Below are 24823 nucleotides of genomic sequence, written 5' to 3'. Positions count from 1 at the left end.
CGGTGGGATCGAGGAGGCGTGTCGACCTATCTGCTGGGCCTGTCGGCCGCAGTCTGTTTCGGTATCGCCGCCGTGATACAGCAGCGGGTGGCCTTCCGCGCGCCACCGGGCGACGTCCTGCGCCTGCGGCTGCTGTGGTGGCTCGTGCGCCGGCCGACGTGGGTGTTCGGGGTCGCGATCGGCGGCGTTGGCAGTCTGCTGTCCGCGGCGGCGCTGACCAGCGGAGCGGTGGCCCTGGTCGAGCCGTTGCAGATCTGCCAGCTGCTGTTCGCCCTGCCGCTGGCCGCGCTGCTCGCCAGGCGGGTCGTCCCCCAACGGGACTGGACCGCCGCGGCGGCGACGGCCGTGGGCCTCGCGCTGTTCGTCGTCGCCGGCCGTCCGGACTCCGGTGACGTGGACCATGCCACCTCCGGCGGATGGCTGGCGACCATGCTCGTCGTCGCCGTCGTGATGGTCGCCTGTCTCTGGGGGACCCGCGGACTGCCCGCGGTGCGCCGCGCGCCGATACTGGCCGGCGCGGCGGGCCTGCTCTCCGCCCTGCAGGCCGCGCTGGTCAGCGGTGCTGGCCAACTGTTGACCTCCGGCGGGATCGGTGCGCTCGCCCGCTCGTGGTTTCCCTGGATCATCGTGGCCGCCGCCGTGATCAGCGCGCTGCTGGCCCAGAGCGCCTACGGCATGGCACCGCTGCCGGCCTCGCTGCCCGCCTCGGTCAGCGTCGAACCGCTGGCCGGGGTCGCGATCGGAGTGGTCCTGCTGGGCGGCGGCCTGCGTCTGACCCCGTGGGCCGTGGCCGGGGAGCTCGTGGGCCTCGCCGTGATGACCTTCGGTGTACGGAGCCTGGCTCGCTCGCCGCTGATCACCGGCCAGATCTCCCGCCTCGCCGCGCGTCAGGCGCAGGGCCGGCTGTCACGGTTGGAGGAGCAGGTCCATCATGATCTGGAGCGGCTGCGCCACGACCTGCGCCGCAGCCGCGAGGCCGGCCCGAGCGGCCCGGCGGTCCGGCGACTGCGGCGGCGCCTGGTCCGCGACCTTGACCGCATCTGCGAGGAGCTCGCCAGCCTCGCGGACGAGCGCGACCGCTTCGAGGAGCAGCTGCGCCCGGTCCGTCGCCGCCCCCGTCCGGTGAGCGTCGCACGGTCCGCACGCAGGAGTACGGACCGTCCCCTTGCCTCGGTCGGCGGACGTCCGGCCGGTGGCGGTCCGGCGTCAACGCGTCCGTCGAGTTCCGCGCGCTCCCTCTCCGTCGCCCGGGGGCCCTCCACCCGCGACGAGATTCCGGCACATATCTCCGCGAGGTCGCGTCCGGCACCATCGACCGCGGCCGTGCCGCCACCGGCGCGCCCGGCTGCGTTGCCACCGGCGCGTCCGGCGGGGGCGCGCGCGACGACCCACGGGCCGTCAGCTGGCGGCGGGCCGGCAGCCGTTCCAGGGCCGGCGGCATCTGATCAGCGCAGCGCCCTCGGGGACGACGGGATCGCCTTGGAGGGTCTGCTCGCCGCTCGGCGCGAACTTGACGCGCGGGCCGAGGAGCTGCGCCGGCAGGCCGAGCGTCTGGGCCGGGCGACGCGACGCGTCCTCGCCCAGAACGGCCTGACCTAGCCTGGCTGCCGCTGCCGGCCGGGTCAGCGCCGGGTCCGGCGGTATCCGGGAAGCAGTGTCTGGACCAGCGCGTCCGTCTCAGCCTCGGCCCGTCCGCCGCGACGGGACCCGTCGGCGCTGATCGTCCGGTACATCTCGGTGACCACCGCCTCCAAGGTCCTTCGGTCACCGCGGGTGGCCACGGTGCGCAGAAGATCCCGCCACAGCACCTGCGCTGCCGGCACCGCGCGCAGCCCCGTGCGGCAGGCGGCCATCGCCGTCATGGTGTCGCCGAAATCAAGCGTGAGCCCAGCCAGGCGATGCGCGACGTCGACGACCCCGGCCCGCGTACTGCGCGCGATCGCACTGGTCGTCGCCCACCTGTATCGCTGGTCGGGAAGGCCTGTCCACAGCGGACCGCTCACCATGCGCAGTGCCGTGGTCAGGTCGGCCTCGGTGTCGCTGCCGGGCAGGTCAGCCCGATGGGTGTAGGCGACGAACAGCTCCCAGTCGCAGCGCACGTCGGGGCTCAGCCGCCAGCGGCCCTGCAGGTCCGCGGCCAGCCGCGGACCGCCGGCCGCGTCGACCCCCAGCCACTGTCCGGCGCGGGCCAGCACGGCCGAGACGACACCGTCGGCGACCGGACCGGCATCGGCGAACCAGATCTCCTCGGCGAGGGTGCGCTCGTGCGCGCCCTCGCGGTGCAGGGCGAGATAGATGATGATCTCTGTGAGCAGTTCCGTGTCCACGACCGGCGGTCGGCCCGGGGCCTCCACGGTCGGTGCGCCGAGGATCCGTACCTGGGCCTCTCCCGTGGCCGGTGGCTCCTCGGCCGCGAGTGGGGCCGCCCGCCCGCCCGCGGGCGTGCCTGCCGGCGGCGGCGGAGGAGGCGGAGGAGGAGGTCCCGCGGCCGGTACGGCCGCTCCCGGAGCCGGCGTACCGGCCGGCGGCAGCGCGGGCGGGGCCGGCACGGGGGTGGACAGTCCCGCCGCGGGCGCCGCGACGGTCGGCGTGGGGTGGGCCGGGGCCGTGGTCTCGCCGTCCGAGTAGGGCGCGCCGGGCCTGGGCCGACCCGGCTGGGCCTGCGACGCCGGGCCGGTCGTCTCGCCCGGCGGACGCGGTGGCGTTGCGGAGACCTGCTGACCGTTGGGCATCTCACCGGGAGGTGGGATGGGTGGACGCCGGGGTGGCGTGACCGGCGGCGCGGTGGGGACTCGCTGCTCGGGTGGCGGGCCGATCTCAGGAGGTCCATCCACCACGGGAGCGGCCGCGGACGGCCCGGCTGGCGGGACAGGTGCGCGATCGACATCCCGGCTCGCCCGCATCCGAGGGGTCTCGTAGTAGAGCACCGGCGGGACCCGGGGAATGTCCGTGGGTCGAATCAGCGGATCACCGGGACGGAACAGCGGCGCCGGCCGGCCGGCCGGGGCATCGACATTCTCACCATTGGTGTGCGACCGCGTCGGAGGATCGCCGCGGGACGGCTCGGCCGGGGACGGCGGAGGAACTGCCGGGTGCCGCTGGCCGGCGGCCGGTGGACGGGTCTCGTCAACGTCGAACCCGGCCAGGGCGGCGCTGGTCGGATCCAACGCGGACGCCGGTCCGGTGGAGATCGGTTCGGTAGAGATCGGTCCGGTGGGGACCGGTCCGGCGAACGGCGGGCCGGCGAGTGGGGGCGGCATCCACGGAACCGCGCCCGGCACCGATCCCAGCGCAGGTGGCCGGGTGATCTCGTCCCGAGCTGCCGGGTCCGGTGCTGCCGGGTCCGGTGGCGGGTTGAGCGCCGCTGGACCCGGGCCTGGTGCCAGTGCCGCCGGGCGCCGGCTGGCCGCCTGGTCCTGGCTGGCTGGCTGGAACAGGCCGGCTACCGCGGTGTACTCGTCCGGTCCGAGGGCCTGCGCCCAGACCTCGACGCCGAGAACACCCAGCGACATCCGGCGGTTCGCCTGCACCGTGAACCGCCACTGTGCGATCGGAAGATCGCCGATCGTGAGGACCCCGATGGCGTGCCGACGTCCCCGCGCCATCCGGCTCAGCCGTTCGGAACCGGCCGCATCCACCGGCTCGGCTATGATCAACAGGTCAGGTGCGAGCGCCTCCGGGTTGCCCGGGATGCGCTGCCCCGCTTCCAGTGGGAAGTCCGTGTCGCCGAGATGCGTGACCGCCTCCTCGTCGTCGGGTCCCGACAGTTCGTCCAGCGCGTGCGCCACGCTGGGCGCCGTCCACAGCCGCTCGGGGGCAATGGCCAGCAGGCCCTCGAACGCGGTATCAGGGGGGAACCCGATGAGGCAGACCCGCAGGTCATCGGACCAGACGTTGGTCGCGAGCTCCAGTGCGATCGTCATCGCCACCTGCACTGCGGCGGCCCGGTCGCCGAGCAGGCTGATGACACCGGGCGCGCCCTCGAGGTCCACCAGGATGCGGGAGCCGGAGTCGTCGTGCCCGAAGCTGACCAGGGCCGGGTAGGGGGCGGGCACCTGGTCGGCGGCCAGGGCAGCGTCGGTGGGCAGATCGGGATCGTCGAACAGGCCGGCGCCGCGGTCGATCCGCCACGAGCCGGGAACCTCTCCCGCGAGCCACGGTGCGGGGGGCGGGTTGGCCTCGGGCGGCGCCATGTGCAGGATCAACGTCTCGTCGGTGAGGATCGCCGCATAGACGGGGGGGAGTAGACGACGTTGCGCGGTGAGCCCGACAGCCAGGGCACGCAGCGCCTGGTCGACGAAATGGGCGGTGTCGACGTCCGCAGCCAGCACCAGTGCCTCATGTGCGGCGCCGGCTGAGGACGCGTCGTTGCCCGCGACGGAGCGATGCCGGCCCAGCGCGGCGAGAACCCCGGCGGCGAGCAGACCAGCCGTGGCGATGCCGGCGAAGCCGCGCGCGGGTACGAGGGACGCGGCGGCCGGCGCCGGCGGATCGAAGCGGTCTGACGATGCGAACGCCCGCGGCCCGGATTCCAGCCCGCCCTCCGTCGCCGCCGATTCCGGCATACCCGATTCGTCCTCGTCGGACGGCTCGGCCGGCAGTGCCGGCACCGGCACGAAGTCTTCGCCGCCCGGATGGTCCGTGGTGAATCGGTCGCTACCTGGACCGTTCGGATCGTGATGGTCGTCCCGCCCGGTGCCGACGACGCCGTGCGCATCCCCGTCCAGGTCATCGTTCAGGAGGTCTCCGTCACCGTCCTCGTCCACGTCCTTGATGGCCGTGGACCAGCCGGCCGTGGCCTCCGACAGGCGCAGGATTCGCAGCCCGTCACCCTGGGCATCGGCCGGGAGCAGCAGGACCCAGCCGGCGTGGATGAGCGACGGCTTGGACAGCGTGCGGCCGTCCGGCTGGGTGCGACCCTCGTTGAGGTCGAAGATCTCGCGGTACCGCAGCCCGTCGCCGAGGAATCGCTCGGCGATGCCCCACAACGTGTCGTGATGGCGTCCTTCGGCCGAACGGACCTCGTAGAGCTTCACCACCCGCTCGGCCGGTACGATCCCGCGATGATCGTCCACGATCGGGCCGATCAGCTCCGGCCGGTCGGAGGGACGGGCCCCGGTGTCGGGGTCGGTGTCCTCGGACCTGGGCCAGGTGGATCGAGCAGGGACGGAACTGGCATGGACAGATCCGAGATCGGGGAAGCCGGAGCCGCCGAATTCGAGATCCTCAGGCGGACCGATGTCGTCGCCGAGCTGATCGTGGTCCGTCTGGCCGCTTCGCTCACCGTGGCCCTGCGCTCCCGGTGGAGCGGGAAGTTCACGGTCCGGCCTGGGGTGATCAGGCCGACCGTCCGGCGCATCGCCGCCCGCCAGACCCCGCTGCGAGGGGCGCGGGAGCTGTGCCGGCATGGAGTGCTGTGCCGGACCGGGGTGCTGTGCCGGCATGGGGTGCTGTGCCGGACCGGGGTGCTGTGCCCACCTGGGAGTCGCTGCTGTCGGGGTGGGGAACGGCGCCGATCCAGGGAACCGCGCCGGCTGGGTGAAGCCGGCGTCGCGTCCCCAGGTGTCGACCGGCCGCCGGGGGACGGTCGCCGCGACATCCTCGGGGTCCGCGTACTGGTCGGTCGGGCCGGCACCCGGCGGCAGGTCTGCGGGGAAAGCGCCGGGAAGCTGCGGCCGGCTGGCCGCCGGGACGCCGACCGCCGTCCGGGTGCCGGTTGCCGGTGGGCCGTCGGCGTTCGCCGGGATGCCGGCCGCCCGCGGTCGTGCGCCGATGGCCTGGCTGTACGTCACCGGCACAACCAGCGCCGTCGTGCCCGACAGCAGGAGGGCCGTGACCACGAGGCGGCGGGCGCCTGCCTGCGGAGGGCCACCGAACGGGATGCGGGGGGCCAGCCCGCTGCCCCGCACCTCGGCGCGCCACTCCGCGAACAAGCACGCGACGAAGTGCGCCCATCCCGCCCACAGCAGTAGGGAAAAGATCGCCCGAGTGACGGCGCCGGAGCCGCCGCCGTGCATGATGGGCGCGCCGAGCAGCAACGTGAGCAGTACCGGGATGCCCACCACGGCGAAGACGATCGCCGCGAGAGCGGCCACGGCGTGCAGCTTTTCCCGGGCTCGCTCTGGTGGGGGCGAGATCGGAAGCTCCCGCCGGGCCGGCACGGCCCCCGCGGCCGGAACACTCTGCCCGGGCTGCTCGGCCGTCCAGGTCTGGCCGGTCGGGACCTCCAGCTCGGCCGGCGAGCCATGTCCGGTTCCTGGCGGAAGGGACCGGTAGCCCTCGTTGCCCGGCGGCGGCATCGGCGGCGGCGGCGAGGGAAACGATGCGGTCGACATGGATCGCCCCCGATCAGGTACAGGGCCGGGCGGACAAGTGTGCCGGGTGGGGGTCGTCGTCGATCCGCGGGGCACGTCGGGTGGCGCTCATGCTAGGTCGGACGGGTGGGAATCCGGTGCGAAACGAGAGTTCTCCCGTCGTCCAGTGATGATCGGCTGGAATCGGTCCTCTGATGGGCACGGAGAGCTCCGGCCACCTGCCGTTCGGGGCGGCGCGGCGTGTCGGCGGCAGCTGATCCGCTGCGTCCGTGACACCCCCTGCCTGCGGTGCTGGGCGGGCATCTGGCCTCCTCGCGGGCTGGGTTAGCCGGCGCCAGTCGGACAAACCCGCAGTGACCGTACCAGTGCGGTCGCGCAGCGACCATCGTGGGGTGACGGATATAGCGGCATTACTGCACGTTAAGCGGCCACGAGGTGAGCATTCACCGGATGTTCCCGCACGTGCTTGCTCTGGGTGATCGGGCGTTTGACGCTTCAGTCAGGTCGGAGCCCGCCGGCACCCGGGTCCGCGCCGCCCGGCCGCGGCGGGGACGCCGTTTGATGATCACCGTGGGTTCACTGTGGTGGATCTCCAGGTGGGGTGGCGTGGAGGTGGCGGGTAGTGGCCCGTCGGTGATGGTGCGAAAGGCGGGCATCGTTCGGCTGTGCCCGGCAAGCGTGTCGTCTCGCAGGGACAGGTCTGCTCCCTGGCTCGATGTGATCACGGATTGGTGGCGCATCTCCGCCCCATTCGTTAAGTTAGGCAAACCTAAGTGGATGCTCAACTGTAGGTCGAGTGGAGGCCCTGGATGGCGGAGCAGCGGCGAAGCGACGGCGTGAGCGCGGTCGAAGCGGCCACGGCTTTGATCGCAAGCGTGCCGTACGCCAGCCTGGTTGGCTGGGACGGCCGGGTCGCGTACGGCCTGCGATTCACGACCGAGACAGTGCGCCGTGCATCGAGTGCACCGAGCGACTCCGTCACTGCTCCCTGGCTGAATTCCGGGGTCTCCCCGGCTCATCCGGTAGCCGGCGCGGCGGTGCCGATGGAAGCGGAGCCGCCGTCGGACGCGGTCCCGGCCGATGCTCTGCGGTCCGGCGCGGACCAGGCGGCCGCCGCCGGTGCCCGGGTGCTGCTGTTGGCCCCGGGCCCGTTCGTGGTGGGCCTGGCACACGGCGAGCTGGCGGTGCGGCTGAACCTCTGTGGGTGGGCCGCGGGTACCCGGCGCTGGATCTCGGTCGCGCTGGGCGGGTGGACGTCGTTGTTGTCCGACGCCGACCGGCGCGCGGCGGCGGTCCATTTCGCACAGCGACACCCCACCGATGACCTCCTTGATCTCGGCTCGCGCTGGTCGCTGGTGCAGATGGACGTCGGTGAGGCGCTGCTGCGTACCAACCGGGAGTGCCTGCAGCTTGGCCGTGCGGGGGCGATCGGGCTGCTGGTGTCCGCCGGGCCCCGGTGAGCGGGCCGGGGCCCTGACCCGTCGTCGTGCCACTCATCCGGCGTTCTGGATCTCGCTCTGAATCTCGGCGAGCCGTGTGCGCAACTGGTCAAGCTGGGTGTGCAGATCCGTCAGCGTGCGCTCGTATCCCGGCCAGACATTCGTCCGGAAGTCGGTTGCCGCCCGGCCGTCCCAGGTCTCAGGGTCGGTGAGGGTCCTGGCGATCGAGCGCAGCTCGTCGAAGTGACTCAGCAGTGGGCCGTTGACGATCGAGGCAAGATCGGAGACGGCGGCGACGGCTTCGGGGGTGCTGCGGACGGTGACGTCGATCGAGGTCACGGATTCTCCCTGGTTCTCGTGGTGGCCCGGCGGGTAACGGGCCGAATGATCAACTTCCAGCTTCCGCGGTTCGCCGGTTGATCTCGGCGATGCCGTGGGCGAGCTCGGTGAGGTTCGTGTGCAGGGCGGTCAGCGCACGCTGTACTTCCGGCCAGATCTGGCCCCGAAAGATCTGGGCCTTCGGCCCTTCCCAGTTCCTGGGATCGGCCAGGGTGCTGCCATGGCCGATCAGGTCAGTGGCCGTTCGTTGCAGTCCGGGCAGCATCTGGTTCATCCGGGAGGCGGCCTGCGTCGCTGCCGGGGTGGTGACTGTCCGCATAGGGGATTCCTTCGTGGTGGGCGTGGGATGAGCCGACGACGTTCGCGGTGACCGGGCCGGCGACCTGCACGGGCACCATGCGGCCCCGGTGCAGAAGAAGGCCCCGCCCGGGTGGGCTGTAAGGAGCCGGGGCGCGGGGAAGCCGGACGCCGAGCAGATCACCGTCGGTTGCGCGCCGAGGTGCGAGCAGTAGCCCGTGACCGTCGCGGCGAACATCGACGGCGAATCCCCGGTACTGGAGCAACAGGTCCTCGGTCGATCCAGCCAGGACGAGAGGCGCGCCGCTGCCGCGCGCCTGCCGCCAGTGCTCTGCCAGCGCGCCGGCCGCCGGCTCCGCGACCAGTTCGGCATCGTCGACGAGAATCGCCGGCGTCCGCGTTCCAGGTGGCCCGGCCCACGGGGGACGGGCGCCGGGCTGTGGCCAGGCCAGATCACTCAGCTCGTCGTCGGCCAGCACCAATACCCCGGGGCGGCCGTTCAGAGCGCGCAGTGGGGACGGTCTGGGGGTCACGATGACCAGGGGCACCTCGCGATCCAGCAGGGCAGTAGCGACGGCCAGCAGTACTGAGCTGCGTCCGGAACGCGGCGGGCCACCGACGACGAAGCCGGGATCGGCGCTGAGATCGATCTCCACCACCTCGAGGTCGTCACCGCCGAGCCCGAGAGGTATCCGTAGGGCCGCCGCGGGCATGCCGGCGGACGGCGCTGGGCGAGCACGCAGCGCCGCGCGCAGCTGGGCCACCGCGACCTGCTCGGGGAGGGGCTCGACTCGGAAGGGCCGGCAGCTGGGATCCCGCCCAGTGCGGACCTGGGCGCGGCCCGCAACCGCGCGCAACGCGGCCACCTGGGCCCGCCCGGCCGGATCTGGATCAAGCAGACCCACCTGGACCTCGACCGGATCGGGGTAGCGCCCTCCGATGACCACCCCACGACCCGGCGGCTGATGTTCCGGCATATCCGCTGCCGAGATCCCGGCGAGCGCGCCGTCCGTGGGATCCGCCAGCCGCAGGACCAGGCGCTCGGCCACCAGGGCCGCGAATCGGCCGGTCAGGCCTCTGCGGTCCGCGGAGAGGATCACCCTGATTCCGGCCGCGGGCCCTTCGCGTAGGAGCCGAAGCAGGACATCGACAGTGTCACCGCCGTCCACGTCCTCGAAGTCGGCGAGGAAGCCCTCAAGCCCGTCGATCAGCACGAGCAGATACGGCGGCCTGGCGGTGGCCATATCGGTTTGGCGCGCCTCGCGCAGGTCCGAGACGCCGCGGGCGGCGAAGTGGCGGCGACGTTGTCCGGCCAGTTCTGCCAGCCGGTTCAGCAGCCGAACCACCCGGTCGACATCGCCCCGCTCGACCAGGGCGCCGGTGTGCGGAAGATCCGTGAGCCCGATCAGCGCACCACCACCGAAGTCCAGGCCGTAGAGGTGAACATCGCGGGCGGACAGGGCGTCTGCGATCGAGCCCGCGATGCTGCGCAGCGCCGTCGAACGGCCGGAGCGCGGCGCACCCACGATCAGCAGATGCCCGCCCTGCTCGACATCGATCGTGAACGGCAGTTGGAGCTGCTTGTCGCACAGGTCAGCCAGACCGACGGGTACCGGCGGGATCGCCAGGTCCGCATCGGGCCGACCGCATCGAGCAGCCTGCGGCAGTGGGAGAGCGAGCAGGTCTGGCAGGGGCGGCAGCCAGGGGCTCGGCTGCGCAGGCAGCTGCAGACGGGCGGCTGCGCGACACACGGCCTGACAGAGGATCGTCAGATCGGTGTCGATGGACGCTGTCCTCGACCGGGAGGCGGTGCTGGCAGAGCTGCTCGAACCGGGGGAGCCAGCAGGGCTGTCATCGGAGGCGGGGCTGGCGGGGCTGCCTCGGTGGGTGCGGCCGGTGCGATCTGCGACATTCTGGCCGGCAGGCCAGGGGGCGATATCGGTGCGCCAGGGCCAGGGCAGCGCGACCGCTTCGGGCGCGGACGGACCGGCTCCCGCCCGAACACCAGTGCGGCCGGGCCGGGCGGCCACGTCGCCGACCCAGGCCGTCTGGACGACGGTCACGTCGCCCGGTCCCGTGCGCACCACCGCACGACCAGGCGTTGCCCTGCTGATCAGGGCGGCGTCGGGCCGGCCGACCACATCCTCGCTCTCATGGGCATCCGTGACCCGCAGGGCGATGCGCAGATTGGTGTTGGCCCGGATCTCGGGCGAGACGACTCCGCCAGGGCGCTGCGTGGCCAGCAGCAGGTGCAGGCCCAGCGACCGACCGCGCTGGGCGAGACTGACCAGACCAGCCACGAAGTCGGGTAGATCGCGGGCGAGCGTGGCGAATTCGTCGACGACCAGCACCAGCCGGGGCGGGATCTCTCCCGCTTCTCGCCTGCCGGGCTGGCGGGCCAGGGCATCGAGGTCCTTGGCGGCGAAGCGGGCCAGCAGCACCTCGCGGCGCCGTAACTCGGCTGACAAGGAGGTCAGCGCACGCCGAACGAGATGCGGGTCGAGATCGGTCACCAGGCCCACGGAGTGGGGCAGGGCGGCACACTCGGCGAACGCGCTGCCGCCCTTGTAGTCGACGAGCACGAACACCAGCTCGTCGGGCCGGTAGGTCACCGCATGCGCCATGATGATCGTCTGGAGCAGCTCGGATTTGCCGGCCCCCGTCGTTCCTGCGATGAGGCCGTGCGGGCCGTCCGCGGGGAGACTCAGTCCGTAGGTCCCGCCACCCGCGATGCCGATGGGGACCAGACGCCCGGATGCGTTGTTGTCGGCGCGTGCCGAGGTCCAGCGGCGCAGGATCGCCGCCGCCGACGGTTCCGCCAGGCCGGCCAGGGCGGTCAGACGCACCATGGCCGGCAGGACGGTTTCGTCCGCGTCCGTGTCGCGCAGGGGCGCCAATGCCCGGGCCGTCGACTCGCACCAGCGCACCGTGCCGGCCAGTCCTGACGTGCCGGCGAGGCTCGACGAGCCGGCACCTCTGCCGACCGGCCCGACCAGATCGGGCAACACTCCGACGATCGTGGCGCCCTGATCATGACGGACGGTCAGTCGCCGGCCTTCCGGCTCGATCGTGGCGCGGCACTCCGCGGGAAGGCCGCGGCGGTCCCGTTCAAGGCAGAGCAGGGCGATCCCGGCGGCCGGCCCCGCGCTCAGCAGCGTGCGGATCCCGGGTATGGCACGCAGATCCCGGGTGCCGTCGAGCAGAACCAGGACATCCGGACTCGCGGCGACCTGGCCTCCTGGCTGGTCCCCGCGCTGGTCTATCAGGGAACGCAGCTCGGCCACGCAGGCGGCGCCGGCCACCCGCCCCGCCGCGAACCGCAGGGCCCTCACGTCGCCGGCCACCCGCCGACAGTGCGGCAGCCAGCGGATCCAGGACCACGCATCGGCGTCGGCCTCGTCGGCGAGCAGCACCCAGATGGCCAGATCGGCCGGGCTGTGCAGAATGGCGGCCTGCACCACCAGCCAGCATGCGAGCGCCCGGGCCACCGGGGCTGCCGCGGCCACCCCCACGACCCCCACCGCTGCCAGCTCGATGAGGGCAGGCAGATCGGCGCGTAGACGCCTCGGAGGATCTCCTGGTGCCGCGGCGACGATCTCCACCGCGCTGGGCTGGGTGGCCACGCCCAGCCGAAGGCGCAGATAGTCCGGGTCCTCGCGGCGACGGCGCCAGAGCCCTTCATCCCGTTGCCAGGCAGTGGTGAACAGATCCGCGGGCCCGGGATGGTCGCCATGTCGCCGGTCCCGCTCGGCGCGCAGCGCGGCCCGCGCCGCCAGGTGGACCTCCGTCCGCCTCCGTCGGTGTTCCTCATGGTCTCTCCGGTAGGCCCGGCGGTCACTGCGGCGGGAGCTGACCAGGGAGGCCACCAGGCTCACCGGCCCGAGCGCGGCGAACACCAACAGGGTGAGTGAGCCCAGCACCATGGCCACCGCGCCGGCGGCCAGCAGCGGGAGCACCGACGCGACATAGGGGATCGGCGCCCGGCGCGGTCGTACCGGCGGGGCGGGCAGCCGAAAGCTGCGCACCTCGTGCGGCACCCGGATTCGGGGCGCCCGGTGCACGTCGATCGTCCCGGCAGCCCCGGGACACGGCGAGGATCGGCTGTCCGGACGCTCGGAGTGGAGCAGACGCAAGGTGCAGAGAGGCGCGTGGATCGTGGCGACGAGCCGGCCAGCGCTCGCGCCCCGCTCCGCGGCCGTCACCCGGGCCCACCGCTGTGGGAATACTTCGCAACGTCCGTCGGGAGCGACCCGCACGAGGACCAGCGGTTGCGCCGCCTGTTCGTGCAGCGTGACGAGACCGGCCGAGGTGATGCCGACGCGATGCTCGCCGACGGGCAGCGGGTGGATGACGCCGGCCCCGACGCCGGCGGCCACCTCCAGGTCCACCAGACCGGCTGCTGAGGCTCGCCGGTGCGGCGGCGCGTCCAGGAGCAGCAGCGATCCCTCCCGCAGTGGGGCATCACCCAGACGAAGCGCGGGGTCGAGTGACCGGGACGCCCCGGCGAGCGTCAGGCTGGGATCTGCGGGCAGCCGCCTCGGTCTCGACGAGACGGGCCGGACCGCCTCCGCGAGTACGCGGGCGAGCTCGCCCAGAGTTGTGCGGGCATCGGCGCGCAGAAGAAGGTCGATCTGACGACCGTCGCGGGCGTCGAGCGCGGTAAAAGCGACCTGCATACGCCGGAGATTACGTGGGGAAAAGCGTCTGCGGCCAGGGCGGGCGACGCTGCGTATATGAACTCGAGAAAATGGTCGCGAGTGCGGATTCGAATTCGAGCGGACCGGCGAACAGAAAGATATGTCAGGGGGCGGTGCGATCCGCGCGATCGAGGCGGTTCCGTCGCCGGGCCCGGGTCCGGGTCACCTCCTCGCCGGCCCGCGCGATCAGGACCCTGGCGTCCTGTGTCAGTGCGTGATCGTCGCCCCGGGTGGTGACGTGCCGTGCGGACCTGGCCGGCGCGCCGGCTGCCGACGGCGAGAACCTCGAGGTGCTGGTCGTTGTCTGTGCGCGCGCGACGCCGACGCTGACCGACAGCTGGATGCGATGGCCGTGCACCTCGAGCGGTTCGTCCAGTGCCGCGGCGAGCCGCTCGGCGAGATCGGCCACCGTGGGCGCGGTGCTGGGACCGGTGAGAACGACGAACTCGTCGCCGTCCCATCGGCCGAGAATGTCGGAGGATTCCAGTACGCTCGAAAAGCGCCGGGCTACGGCATGCAGGGTGGCATCGCCGACCGAATATCCGAAGGAGTGGTTGACGCGACGGAATGCGTCGATGTCCAGAAAGAGCGCGGCCGGCTCGGCCGGATTCGAGGCGAATGAGCTGGGGGTGTCCGACGGATGATGTGAGTCACGCGCCGGCGATTCCACGACGCCGGTGGTTTGGCCCGGTCGGAGCCGGTCGGCCGCACGGACGAGAAGCGCGTGCCGGTTCGGCAGGCCCGTCACCGGATCGGTGGTGGCCTGGCGTTGGAGATCGCTCTCACGGTGGTGCCGGTCAGTCACGTCATCCACGATGACGATCACTCCGTCGCCGCGGACGAGGGCCCGGAACCGGACGTCGAGCCAACGGCCGCCCGGCCCGGGGTGTGGTAACTCGAGTCGAGCCCTGGTTCTGCGCCGGTCGATCATCTGCCGGGACAGCAGCGCGAGCGTGCGCAGCGGAGCGGCCGGATCGGTGCCGCGACCGTGGTCGCCGAGACCGTGCCCGCCGGGCCCGGAAAGCGGGAGCCCGGGCGTGTCCGGGCCGGCGGCGTCAGCGCTGTTCGACCGGAGCGAATCCCCGGTGGCGGGTGCGGTGGCGAGCGCTGCCGCGTCCGCCGCGGCGTGATCACAGGCGGCCAGCCAACTCATGCCGGGCCGTACCGGCAGGAGGGCGACTCCGGTGGCGGCGCTTCGCCGCCAGGCCTCGCTCAGTCGGACCACCGAACCATCCGGTCCGAGTAGAGCGACCGGGGTGGGGAGCGAGTCGAGGACGGCAGCTGCGACATCATCGCTGATCACCGGGTTGGGATCCTTCCGGCTGCCGGACCGTGGTGGCGCTGACAGTCCGCATCTTCGACCCGTCGCCCACTGCATCGTCGCGACTTGATTGAATGGTGTCCGGAGAACCCGTTCCATGAGGGGTTTGGGTGGGGAATGGGGCTAACCGATGGATGAAGCCGTCGCCGTGCGTGAATAGATAGCTTTTCCCCGAGTTCCGGTGTTGTCGTATCGTGAATATTGTGTTTTCGTCGTGAGTCGGTCTGGTCGTCAGTCGCGCACGTGCAGCCTGAAACCCGAGCGGCCCGTGGGCTCCAGTCCCTCCTTCAGATGCAGCGAGGGAATCTCGTAGTCGCCGAAGTTCTGCCGCCGAAAGGCGATCGGCTCGGTTGACTCCACCGCGAGCAGGCGCTGCTGCCAGGCCCTGGCGACGTGTGTGTAGTCCTCGTCGGTCATCTGGTCGGTGCCGTACAGCACGAACGGCGGCAGTACCTCGATGCCCGGGTAATAGAGGATGCCGTGCTGGATCGGAAACAGCAGATCGTCGATGGGTCCGTTGATCCCGCGAGCGGCGTAGTGCGACCGCGGGCCACCGACGGTCACCGACAGCAGCGCCTTTCTGCCGGCGAGGGTGCCTTCACCGAAGCGCTCGCCATACCTGGTCGCACTGTGCTCGCCAACGCCGTAGGCGAAGTGGAAGGTGAATACCCGGTCCACCCAGCCCTTGAGGATCGCGGGCATCGTGTACCACCACAGTGGGAACTGAAAGATGATCGTGTCGGCCCAGCGCAGCTTCTCCTGCTCGGCGAGGACGTCCGGGGTGAGCGTCCCGGCGTCGAAGGCCCGGCCCGAGTCCAGGGCGACCTTGAGCGGACGTGATGTGTCGAGGCCGTAGTCGGCGGCATCCACGACCGCCTTCCAGTTCATGGCGTACAGATCGCTGACCCGTACCTCGTGCCCGGCGGTCTCCAGGGTGGTCACCGCGAGGTCCTTCAACGAGCTGTTGAGCGACGTCGGCTCCGGGTGGGCGTAGACGATCAGGGTCTTCACGGGAACTCCTTCGGATCTGGCGCCTTTCGGTTCCCTCTGATCCTCGGCTTCGCGGCGCCCGGCAGTCAGAGGTGCCTTTGTCCGTCGGACGGGACTTCCTGGTAGTGGCAGGACCACCTTCATCGGCGCCGCCGAGGCCATACTGGAGGTATGGACGATCTTGCTGGCTTCCTGCGGACCCGACGTGCCCGGGTCGACCCGGCCGCCGTCGGCATCCCCGTCGACCGGCGCCGCCGGGTCGAAGGGCTGCGCCGTGAAGAGGTCGCGCACCTGTCCGGAGTCAGCGTCGACTACTACATACGCCTGGAGCAGGGCCGTGCGACCCAGCCATCGGACCAGGTCCTCGACGCGATCGCCCGCGTCCTCGGCCTCGATGGGACCGAACGTGGGCACCTGAGCCGGCTCGCATGCCAGCGGCGCCGTCACGCGAAGGCGCCAGGCGGGCGGGTCCGGCCGGAACTGCTGCGCGTCCTCGACCTGGTGGTCGACGCGCCCGCGCTGATCGTGGACCACCGCCTGGACGTCCTCGCCGGGAACCGGTTGGCCGGACTCCTCTACGGCCGGCCGATACCGGGCCTGAACACCGCCCGGCACATCTTCCTCGAGGAGGCCGAGCACGGCCTGTACGCGGACTGGGAGTCCTGCACCCTCGACGTGGTCGGGCACCTGCGCCTGGCCGCCGGCACCTACTCCGAGGACCCCCGGCTGGCCTCGCTCATCGGCGAACTGGCGATGGGCAGCGAGCGTTTCCGCCGGCTCTGGGCCCGCGCGGACGTGCGCGCCCGCACCCATGGACGCAAGGCGTACCGGCACCCGTTGGTCGGACTCCTGGAACTGCACCAGGAGAACTTCGTGCTCCCGAACGAGTCAGGCATGGAGCTGGTGGTGCTGACCGCGGCTCCCGGCAGCCCCGCGGACGACGGCCTGCGCCTGCTCGCGCGCCTTGACGTGGACCGCGGTGACACGCGTCCGCCCACGCACGTTCAGGTCCGTGAGTGAGGAGCGAGTCCGGATCGTTCGCCGTCCTGCGCGCCGCTGCCTTGGTGCCATCCACGTGCCATCTCAAGCACTTTATGATCTTCACGTGAAGACCTGGCCTCCCGAACGAATGTTCAAAAGGCCTGGTCGAGGGCGGAGGCTGAGGGATTTGAACCCTCGATGGGGTTGAAGCCCCAAACCGCATTAGCAGTGCGGCGCCATAGACCGGACTAGGCGAAGCCTCCCAACGTGCTCGCTCATCATAGCGTCTCGCCCGGCGGTGCCGGCAGGCCGGGTCCCGAGGGTCGAGCGCGGGATGGATCACAGCGCCGGTCGGCCCCCCGCGGCCAGGGCCGCACCCGACGACGACGGGTCCGTGCGGTCCGCGCTGGGCACTGTGCCGGCCGGCCCGCTGGTCTCCTCACTGAGGGCACCCAGTACCGACCGGGCGATCTCGGCGCGGCGGTCCGGGTCGGCCACTGGGCCGCCGTCCGCCTCGCGCAGGTAGAAGGCGTCCACCACGTCCAGGCCGAGGGTGGCGACGACGGCGGTGCCGACATCGAGGCGCAGAGTGGACAGCGCCCGCACGATGCGGAACAACACCCCGGCCCGGTCGGGTGCCCGCACCTCCAGCACGGTGGTCGTGCCCAGATCCTCGAAGCTCGCCTGGGGTGGTCCGGGAGTGGTCCACTGGCGGATGCCCGCGTAGTCGCGTTCCCGGTCGGCGAGCCGCCGGGCGATGTCCAGGGATCCGGCGAGGGCGGCGCGCAGATCGGCGAGCAGCTTCTCCCGGTCGGGCAGGTGCCCGTGCTGCGCGGCGACCGCCGCCTGCAGCAATGCTCGCCCGCTCGCACTGCGTGCGGAGGCCCGGCGGATGTCGAGCCGGTTCAGCGCCAGCACGCCGGCGGTGACCGCCAGCAGTCCGACCTGGTCGTCGGTGACCACGACGACCTCGAACATCCCCTCGTCGGGCAGCCGGTTGACCTGGACGACCTGCTCCGACGTCAGCGCGAGCAGGTCGCGCTGACGCTCGTCCAGCCGTGGGGGACAGACCGCGCCCTCACCACCGAGCACGGCCCGCGCCCGCGCGACCAGATCGCCGATGAGTCGCGCCTTCCACGCGTTCCACGCGGTGGGGCCGGTGGCGCGGGAATCCGCCTCGGTCAGGCGATGCAACAGGGTGAGGATCCGGTCGCTGCCCGCCGCGGCGGCGACGGCCTGGATCGTCGCCAGATCGTCGATGTCCCGGCGGGTGGCCGACTCCCCGAGCAGAAGATGATGGCGGACCATGGCGACGAGCACCTCGACGTCCGCCGGGGGCAGGCCGAGGCGTGGGCCGATCACACGCAGCTGCCCGATGCCCGCCTCGGTGTGGTCGCCGGGGTAGCCCTTGCCGATGTCGTGCAACAGCGCGCCGAGCAGGAGCAGGTCGGGGCGGTCGACATCCCGGGTGAAGGCAGCGGCGCGGGCCGCGGTCTCCATCAGATGCCGATCGACGGTGAACCGGTGGTAGGGGTTGCGCTGCGGCCGGCTGCGCACGGCGGCCCACTCGGGCAGCAGCCGCACCAGCAGGTCCACCTGATCGAGGGATTCCAGGACGCCGATGGCGGCCTCCCCGGTGGCCAGCAGCGCGACGAGCGCGTCGAGCGCGGCCGGTGGCCACGGTGTCGGCATCGGGGGGGCCTCGCGGGCCAGCCGGTCGACGGCGAAGCGGCCCAGCGGCAGGCCGGTGCGGGCAGCGGCGGCGGCCACCCGCAGGACCAGGACGGGGTCCTGCGCCGGGTCGACGTCCAGGGCGAGCTGGATCTCGCCGTCCTGGTCGACCACCCCTTCGTCGAGCGGGCGGCGGACCGGCCGGCGGCCGCGCCAGCGTGAGGTGCTGCGCAGACCGGCCGCGGTGCGATACCAGGTGGCGTCCCAGGCCCAGGAGATGGATCGGCCGGCGTCGGCCACCGCGTGGGCCAGCGCCATCGAGTCCGGGTAGCCGAGCGCGGCGGCGAGGGCGCTGCCGTCCTGCAACAGCAACCGGTCCTCGGCCCGCCCGGCGCTGATCCGGCGGATCTCCCCGCGGACGTCGAGGAGCACCTCGGCGGCGGCCAGCACGCGCGCGGAGGGGACCTCGGCGACCCAGGCGGCGGCGAGGGCGTGCAGGGCGGCGACGTCGCGCAGCCCGCCGCGGGACTCCTTGAGGTCCGGCTCAAGCAGGAAGGCCACCTCGCCGAGCTGCCTGGCGCGCTCGGTCACGGCGGCGGCGAGCTCCGGCAGCCGTTTCGGAGCGCGGGTCCGCCATCGGTCGCGAGCCCGGCGAGCAAGGGTCCGGGAAAGCTCGACGTCCCCGGCGATGTGCCGGACGTCGAGCAACCCGAGCGCCGCCTTGAGATCGTCATCGGCGACAACGATGGCCTCGTCGACGGTACGGACGCTGTGATCGAGGTCGACCCCGGCGTCCCACAGCGGGTACCAGAGGGCGTCGGCGACCGCGCTGACGGCCGGGTGATCGCTGCCGTGCCGACGGGCGCCGTCGTGCAGGAGAAGAAGATCAAGATCGCTGCCGAAAGCGGGCTGGGACCGCCCGTAGCCGCCGACGGCGACGAGCGCGATGCCGGGGCCCGGGTCGCCGAGCAGTTCGGTCAGCACACCGTCGGCAAGCTCCGTGAGCAGGCGGCGCAGCGCGGGGCCGGTCTGCTCGGGCAGCGGATCGTGCCGTCCCCGCAGGATGTCCAGGCGGTCCCGCATGACTGTCCTCCTCCGCCCTCCTCCGCACCCGCCGCGCGGCCAGCCGGTGTGGGTGCCGGGCGCATGGCGCGGCACCGCGTCAGTGGTCACGCGGTGCCGCCACATGTGCTCATGTGTTACTGGGTGCTGCGTTCGTGCGGATGGTGCGGATGGTGCCGTGGTGTAGCAGGGCCGTGGGCCGGGTTACAGGGCGTCGCTTCCCCGCTCGCCAGTCCGGACGCGGACCACCGAGTCGACCGGGACGACCCACACCTTGCCGTCGCCGATCTTGCCGGTCTGCGCGGCCGCGGTGATGGCCGTGACCAGCTCGTCGGCGGTCTCGTCCGAGACCACGACCTCGACCTTGATCTTCGGGACGAAGTCGACCTTGTACTCGGCCCCGCGGTAGACCTCCGTGTGGCCCTTCTGCCGGCCATAGCCCTGGACCTCGGAGATCGTCAGGCCGTGCACGCCCAGCTTCTCCAGCGCCGCCTTGACATCGTCGATCTTGAACGGCTTGATGACGGCGGTGACGAGTTTGGTCATGCCTGAGCCTCCTCGGGTACCTTGGCCGGGGTCACGGAGGAGGTCAGCGAGCCGCCGCCCCCGATGGAGGTGTAGCGGTAGGCCGTCTCACCGTGCAGGGCCTCGTCCATGCCGGTGACCTGGTCATCGTCGCTCAGCCGCAGGCCGATCGTGTACTTGATCGCCAATGCGATGATCAGAGTGACGACGGCCGAGTAGCCCAGCGTGGCGCCGACGGCGAGTGCCTGCTCGCCGAACACGCTCGCCGGACCGCCATAGAAGAGGCCGTCCTTGCCCGCCGGGTTGGTGTCGACGGTGGCGAACAGCCCGGTCAGCAGCGCACCGAGCACACCGCCGACCAGGTGGACCGCACCGACGTCGAGTGAGTCGTCGACCCCGACCTTACCCTTGATCGAGGTGGCCAGGGCGCAGATGACGCCGGCGAGGCCGCCGACCGCGATCGAGCCCATCGGCGAGACGAAACCGCAGGCCGGGGTGATGGCGACCAGGCCGGCGACCGCACCCGAGGCGGCGCCGAGCGTGGTGGCCTTGCCGTCCCGCAGCCTCTCGATGGCGAGCCAGCCGAGGATGGCCACACCGGTCGCGATCTGAGTGTTGAGCAGGGCGAGGCCGGCGAGCTTGTTCGCGGCCAGCGCGGAACCCGCGTTGAACCCGAACCAGCCGACCCACAGAATTCCGGTGCCGAGCAGGACGAACGGCACGTTGTGTGGACGGAAGTCACCCTTGGGCCAGCCGACCCGCTTGCCGAGCACCAGCGCCAGGACGATGGCGGCGATACCGGCGTTGGCGTGGACGACCGTGCCACCCGCGAAGTCCATCGCGCCCCGCTTGAACAGCCAGCCGTTGGACGCCCACACCCAGTGCGCGATCGGCGAGTAGACCAGCAGCGACCACAGGGTCACGAAGACCGCGAAGGCGCTGAATTTCATCCGGTCGGCGACGGCGCCCGTGATGAGCGCGGGGGTGATGATCGCGAACATCAACTGGAAGGCGACGAACACGACATACGGGATGGCGCCGTCGCCGGCGCTGAGGTTCTGCAGAGCCGAGTAGTGGAAGCCGCCCCAGAAGCCGTTGCTGTCACCGAAGGCCAGGCTGAAGCCCACGAGCGACCAGACGAGCGTGACGATGCCGATGACGAAGAAGTTCTGCATGATCATGCCGAGGACGTTCTTCGCGCGGACCATGCCGCCGTAGAAGAAGGCCAGTCCGGGCGTCATGAACAGCACGATCGCGGAACTTATGAGCATCCACGCGGTATCGCCCGAATTCAATTGAGCCATGTCTCTCCTGTCATCCCCCCGCGCGTTGCGCGGACTGCGCTCACCCGGTCCCTGGCCACGCTGCGCTCGTCCCGGATCCTCGGGACCGAAGAGTCGGGACGACCTGTTCCCGACCTGTGTCTATGCTGTTTCCGACGTGTGAAATCGCTAAATTGGGTGCCCCGTGGCCCCTTTTGGGCGCCTTCCGGTGGGCGTGCGGAGACTCTCCGCCCGGATCGGCGTGCTTCCGTGACTGTACAACTGCTCACAGTTACGGTCCGGCGGTGTGAGCAGCGTCCCTACGGAGGCCTGGCATAGCGCTGGCGAACCGTTTCCCAAGGCCCGCCCCCCTCACGTCGCCGCCCGGTGCGACACCGACTCTCCCCACGGGCGATCAGACGTCCCACCGCCTCTCCCGGACCATGCTGGCACGGACCCCTCCAAAGTGGGTACGTCGAATCCGTCACCAGCGAAAACGCACTCACCAGAAATAGCCATACGGCTATCGAGAGATCGATGCGCGGCGAATGGCCGCTCTGCGAGGAGGCGCCGCCGTGCCGTGCAGGACGAGGCCCAGGTTCGGCCTGTCCCTGGAGTCCGTACCGACTCCGAGGTGCACAGGGACGTCGGGGTGAGTTCCGCCGCGCAGGTGCGCACCGACTCCGAGGTGCGGGCCGCTCCCGTGGTTCGTGGCGGTCGTGGGGCTCACGGCGTTCGGGTGGGGGGTTCCGTGGCGATGGGCCTGACCGGGCTGTTGCTGGTCGGTCCGACCATGCTGGCGGGATCGACCGGTGCGGCGTGGGCGAGCCCTAGCACGTCGGCGTCACCCACCGGGCTGGCCGGGACGCAGGCGCAGATCGATCGGGCGCAGGCGGAGCTGGACGTCCAGGCCGGGCAGGCGGCACAGGCCGCGGAGCAGTTCAACGCCGAACGGATCAAGCTGGCTGCCGCGGAGCAAGCCGCCCGAGCGGCGCAGGTCCGGGTCGCCCGGGCGGATCAGGCGGTGCGGGCGGCCGCCGGCCAGCACCGTGGACTGTCGGTGTCCGCGGATCAGGCGGGTGGGTTTGGTGAACTGTCCCTGCTGCTGACGGGGGACCCGCAGCATGCACTCGACCGGGTCGGCGCGGTCGACGCCCTGGCCAGGCGGGCACGTGCCACGGATACCCAGTTGCGCCTGGCGCGGCGGGACCTCACTGAGGCCCGCCGGGACGCGGACAGGGCGCTGGCCGAGAAGGAGAAGATCGTCGATGATCTTGGCGGTCGGAAACAGGTCCTCGAGGCTTCGGCTGACAGCCAGCGTGGCCTGCTGGAGCAGTTGCGCGCGCGCTTCGCGGAGCTCGAACGGCAGGCCAGGGCCCAGGCGGAGGCCGCCCGCCGAGCCCGCCAGGCCGCCGCCGCCGCGGCTGCGGCCGCGCTCGCCCGCCAGGCCGCACAGGCTCAGGCTCGCTACCAGAAAGCGACGGGGATCGCGGCGACGGCCGGCCGGGACTTCGCCGACACTCCGATCATGCCGACGTCCGCCAGACCCGCGCTGGGTAACGGGGGCGCGGCCGTCGCCGTGCGGGAGGCCTACGCTCAACTCGGCAAGCCCTATGTGTGGGGTGGGGACGGCCCGGACACCTTCGACTGCTCCGGGCTCACCCAGTGGGCCTGGAACAGGGCTGGGGTCTCACTGAGCCACTACACCGGCTCGCAGTGGAACGAGGGTCGTCGGGTGAGCCGAGCCGAGCTGACCCCCGGCGACCTAGTCTTCTTCCACCCCGACCTGGACCATGTGGGGATCTACGTCGGAAACGGAAAAATGATCAACGCGCCCCGGACCGGCGAGGTCATCCGGGTCGAGAGCGTCTGGTGGTCGGCCTTCCAGGGCGCCGTGCGCCCCGGAGCGTGACCCGGGGCATGCTCGCGTCAGGCCCGCGCGCCGATGGGACGGATGGCCGAGCGATCCTGGTCACCCGCCCCATGCGGTAAGCGCGGTAGGTCAGCGGTCGACGTAGACCAGCGCAGCCGTGCTACGACTGATCTCGGCGTCGGCCTGGCCGTTCGGGTTGACGATCCGGACCAGGTCACCGCGGGAGCCCGGCATGACCTGGGCGCCCGGCACGATGGCTGCGTCCTGCAGCCGGCGCATGACGGACTCGTCGGTCTGCAGCCGCTCGGAGATCCAGCTCACCGTGACCGGCGGACCACCATCCGCCGGAGCACGGTCGGCAGTGGCCAGCAGGCTGACCGGCGCCGACCCGGGGACCGTTGCTTCGGGACGCAGCGCGGGCGGGATCTCGTTGCCGAACGGGCAGCGTTTGGGGTCGCCCAGCAGCACGGTGAGCCGCGCCTCGACCTCGTCCGAGATGACGTGCTCCCAACGGCAGGCCTCGTTGTGGACCAGGGCCCAGTCCAGACCGATGACCTTGGTCAGCAGCAGTTCGGCGAGCCGGTGCTTGCGCATGACCGCGGTGGCCCGGTGCAGCCCCTTCTCGGTGAACTGGACAGTGCGGTCGTCCGCGAGGGACACGAGTCCTTCGTTGGCCATGCGAGCCGTCGACTCGCTGGCGGCAGGCGCGCTGACATGCAGACGCTCCACAAGGCGCGCACGTAGCGGGGGGATGCCCTCTTCCCTCAGCTCGTACAGGGTGCGGAGGTACATCTCGGTACTGTCGATGAGTCCAGTCACCGCTCTCCTTCGTCGCCTTCCAGAGTACGCCGTGTGCGTCGAACGCAAGGGCCGGCAGTCCCGCGTGCGCCGTGCCTGTTGGCCGGATGTCCTGACCTCGGCCGGGCTCGGCCACCGCGTGCGTGCCCGGCACTAGAATCACCCCATGAGCACGACTCAGATCGCACCCGAGACGTCCGACACCCGGACGAACGAGGGCGACGACCACTCCCACTACGCCCGGCGGGAGGAGATCGTCCGCGCGTCCATCGAGGGCGGACGGGTCACGGCGCTGTGCGGCTACAAGTTCGAACCGGTGCGGGATCCCTCCCGGTTCCCGATCTGCCCCAAGTGCAAGGAACTTGTGGCGATGGCCCAACAGTTCGGCTGACGGTCCGCGGTCCGCGGGCTGGTCCTCGCAGGCCGGTCTCGGGCCCTGGCCGGCTCCGGATTGCACCGACCTGTCGGTAACGTCACCGAGCGGATCCGTGAGATCGCGAAGATCGCGAGACGTGGCCCCGGCCGAGGATGGGTCGGGGCGGGACGGCTCGTGTCGTCCTGGCAGCCTGGGCCGTCCTGTCCGACTCCTCGCTTGCTGCTCACGTGGGGCGGCTTCCTGCTCACGTGGGGCGGGCTGGTCGGGTCCGTCGATGCGCATCGCGGGCATCGTGGAATCGCTGGCTGGCCTGCGCGGGTGGCCGCCGGCCTGGCCGTCAAACCATCTCCTGACTGATCGTGTCGCCCATCCATCCATCCGATCCGGCTGGCCCGCCGGTGGGCAGATCCGCCGGAGTCGTACGATCAGCGGGCACCGGGCTTCGGCCCGGGTATCCGCTCCACCTGCCCGCCCCAGTAGCTCAGTGGATAGAGCGACCGCCTCCTAAGCGGTAGGCCGTAGGTCCGATTCCTACCTGGGGCACACACCTAGCCTGATCAGGCACGGACCGTACTGGATTGCTTCTCGTGGATCTCCGGCTCGCGGCCGGGTTCACCCGGTGAATCTCACTGTCCGTGATGGTTTTCGGGGTGGTGGCTCTGCCGGTGCGTGGGGATGCCGCTTCTACCGGGTAATCTGTCTGATTTGCCCCTTCGTAGCCCTGTAGAAGCGACACCAAGGTTTTCCGGGGCCGGTCCGTCGTCACGCGCTGCGGCGGGGGGCGGTAGCGGGTCGGCGGTCGGGAGAGGGCTCGCTGGTCGTGACGACCGGAGCCGACGGTGACAGCAGGGGGCACCCTGCGCCACCGGTCACCGGTC

15 protein-coding genes and 2 tRNA genes are annotated in these 24823 nt (G+C 71.5%); 6 read left to right on the top strand and 11 right to left on the bottom strand.

Annotation, left to right across the window (positions count from 1 at the left end; all coding sequences use genetic code 11):
- Positions 1–18: 18 nt before the first annotated feature.
- The gene (locus tag MXD95_RS12070; RefSeq protein WP_250640676.1) at positions 19–1599 is read left to right on the top strand and encodes a DMT family transporter; all 1581 of its coding nucleotides are present in this window, start codon (positions 19–21) and stop codon (positions 1597–1599) included.
- Between the two features lie 23 nt (positions 1600–1622).
- Here MXD95_RS12070 and MXD95_RS12065 read toward each other — a convergent pair whose 3' ends face one another.
- Positions 1623–6335, bottom strand: a complete 4713-nt coding sequence (locus MXD95_RS12065) for a LysM peptidoglycan-binding domain-containing protein (protein ID WP_250640675.1) — start codon at positions 6333–6335, stop codon at positions 1623–1625.
- An 815-nt stretch (positions 6336–7150) separates the two neighbouring features.
- Here MXD95_RS12065 and MXD95_RS12060 point away from each other — a divergent pair.
- On the top strand, positions 7151–7774 hold the full coding sequence (locus MXD95_RS12060; protein ID WP_250640674.1) for a hypothetical protein: 624 nt from the start codon (positions 7151–7153) through the stop codon (positions 7772–7774).
- Positions 7775–7807: 33 nt separating this feature from the next.
- Here MXD95_RS12060 and MXD95_RS12055 read toward each other — a convergent pair whose 3' ends face one another.
- The 5 genes from MXD95_RS12055 to MXD95_RS12030 form a co-directional block, all read right to left on the bottom strand.
- Entirely contained in the window at positions 7808–8092 is a 285-nt protein-coding gene (locus tag MXD95_RS12055; protein ID WP_250640673.1) for a hypothetical protein, read from the bottom strand.
- Between the two features lie 49 nt (positions 8093–8141).
- Positions 8142–8357: a pyrophosphorylase gene (locus tag MXD95_RS12050; protein WP_250640672.1), complete on the bottom strand. Its 216-nt coding sequence runs from the start codon at positions 8355–8357 to the stop codon at positions 8142–8144.
- Entirely contained in the window at positions 8326–13065 is a 4740-nt protein-coding gene (locus tag MXD95_RS28500; protein ID WP_285223607.1) for an FtsK/SpoIIIE domain-containing protein, read from the bottom strand. Before MXD95_RS28500 ends, MXD95_RS12050 begins: the two co-directional genes overlap by 32 nt.
- Before the next feature lie 124 nt (positions 13066–13189).
- On the bottom strand, positions 13190–14389 hold the full coding sequence (locus tag MXD95_RS12035) for a diguanylate cyclase domain-containing protein (protein ID WP_250640671.1): 1200 nt from the start codon (positions 14387–14389) through the stop codon (positions 13190–13192).
- A gap of 249 nt (positions 14390–14638) precedes the next feature.
- Entirely contained in the window at positions 14639–15418 is a 780-nt protein-coding gene (locus tag MXD95_RS12030) for an NAD(P)H-dependent oxidoreductase (RefSeq protein ID WP_250640670.1), read from the bottom strand.
- 150 nt (positions 15419–15568) lie between these two features.
- On the opposite strand from MXD95_RS12030, the gene MXD95_RS12025 reads away from it, so the two are divergent.
- Positions 15569–16417, top strand: coding sequence for a helix-turn-helix transcriptional regulator (locus tag MXD95_RS12025; RefSeq protein WP_250640669.1), 849 nt, complete (start codon positions 15569–15571; stop codon positions 16415–16417).
- Between the two features lie 133 nt (positions 16418–16550).
- Here the strand turns inward: MXD95_RS12025 and MXD95_RS12020 are convergent.
- From MXD95_RS12020 to MXD95_RS12005, 4 genes are all read right to left on the bottom strand, one after another.
- Positions 16551–16641: transfer RNA gene (locus MXD95_RS12020), tRNA-Ser, on the bottom strand.
- 76 nt (positions 16642–16717) lie between these two features.
- Positions 16718–19132, bottom strand: a complete 2415-nt coding sequence (locus tag MXD95_RS12015) for a [protein-PII] uridylyltransferase (RefSeq protein ID WP_250640668.1) — start codon at positions 19130–19132, stop codon at positions 16718–16720.
- A gap of 183 nt (positions 19133–19315) precedes the next feature.
- Entirely contained in the window at positions 19316–19657 is a 342-nt protein-coding gene (locus MXD95_RS12010) for a P-II family nitrogen regulator (protein ID WP_250640667.1), read from the bottom strand.
- Positions 19654–20940, bottom strand: coding sequence for an ammonium transporter (locus MXD95_RS12005; RefSeq protein WP_250640666.1), 1287 nt, complete (start codon positions 20938–20940; stop codon positions 19654–19656). The genes MXD95_RS12010 and MXD95_RS12005 overlap by 4 nt, the downstream gene beginning before the upstream one ends.
- 610 nt (positions 20941–21550) lie before the next feature.
- Here MXD95_RS12005 and MXD95_RS12000 point away from each other — a divergent pair.
- Complete coding sequence (locus MXD95_RS12000) at positions 21551–22810, top strand: C40 family peptidase (protein ID WP_250640665.1); 1260 nt, start codon at positions 21551–21553, stop codon at positions 22808–22810.
- 90 nt (positions 22811–22900) lie between these two features.
- Here MXD95_RS12000 and MXD95_RS11995 read toward each other — a convergent pair whose 3' ends face one another.
- On the bottom strand, positions 22901–23590 hold the full coding sequence (locus MXD95_RS11995) for a metal-dependent transcriptional regulator (RefSeq protein WP_250640664.1): 690 nt from the start codon (positions 23588–23590) through the stop codon (positions 22901–22903).
- Between the two features lie 145 nt (positions 23591–23735).
- On the opposite strand from MXD95_RS11995, the gene MXD95_RS11990 reads away from it, so the two are divergent.
- Together MXD95_RS11990 and MXD95_RS11985 are read left to right on the top strand one after the other, a co-directional pair.
- Positions 23736–23960: a DUF3039 domain-containing protein gene (locus tag MXD95_RS11990; RefSeq protein WP_250640663.1), complete on the top strand. Its 225-nt coding sequence runs from the start codon at positions 23736–23738 to the stop codon at positions 23958–23960.
- A 455-nt stretch (positions 23961–24415) separates the two neighbouring features.
- Positions 24416–24488: transfer RNA gene (locus MXD95_RS11985), tRNA-Arg, on the top strand.
- The last annotated feature ends 335 nt before the right edge of the window (positions 24489–24823 follow it).

It is taken from the genome of Frankia sp. AiPa1, assembly GCF_023243075.1.
GTDB lineage: Bacteria > Actinomycetota > Actinomycetes > Frankiales > Frankiaceae > Frankia.
Note: the sequence above shows the minus strand (reverse complement) of the source record. Positions and strands in the feature narration are given on the sequence as shown.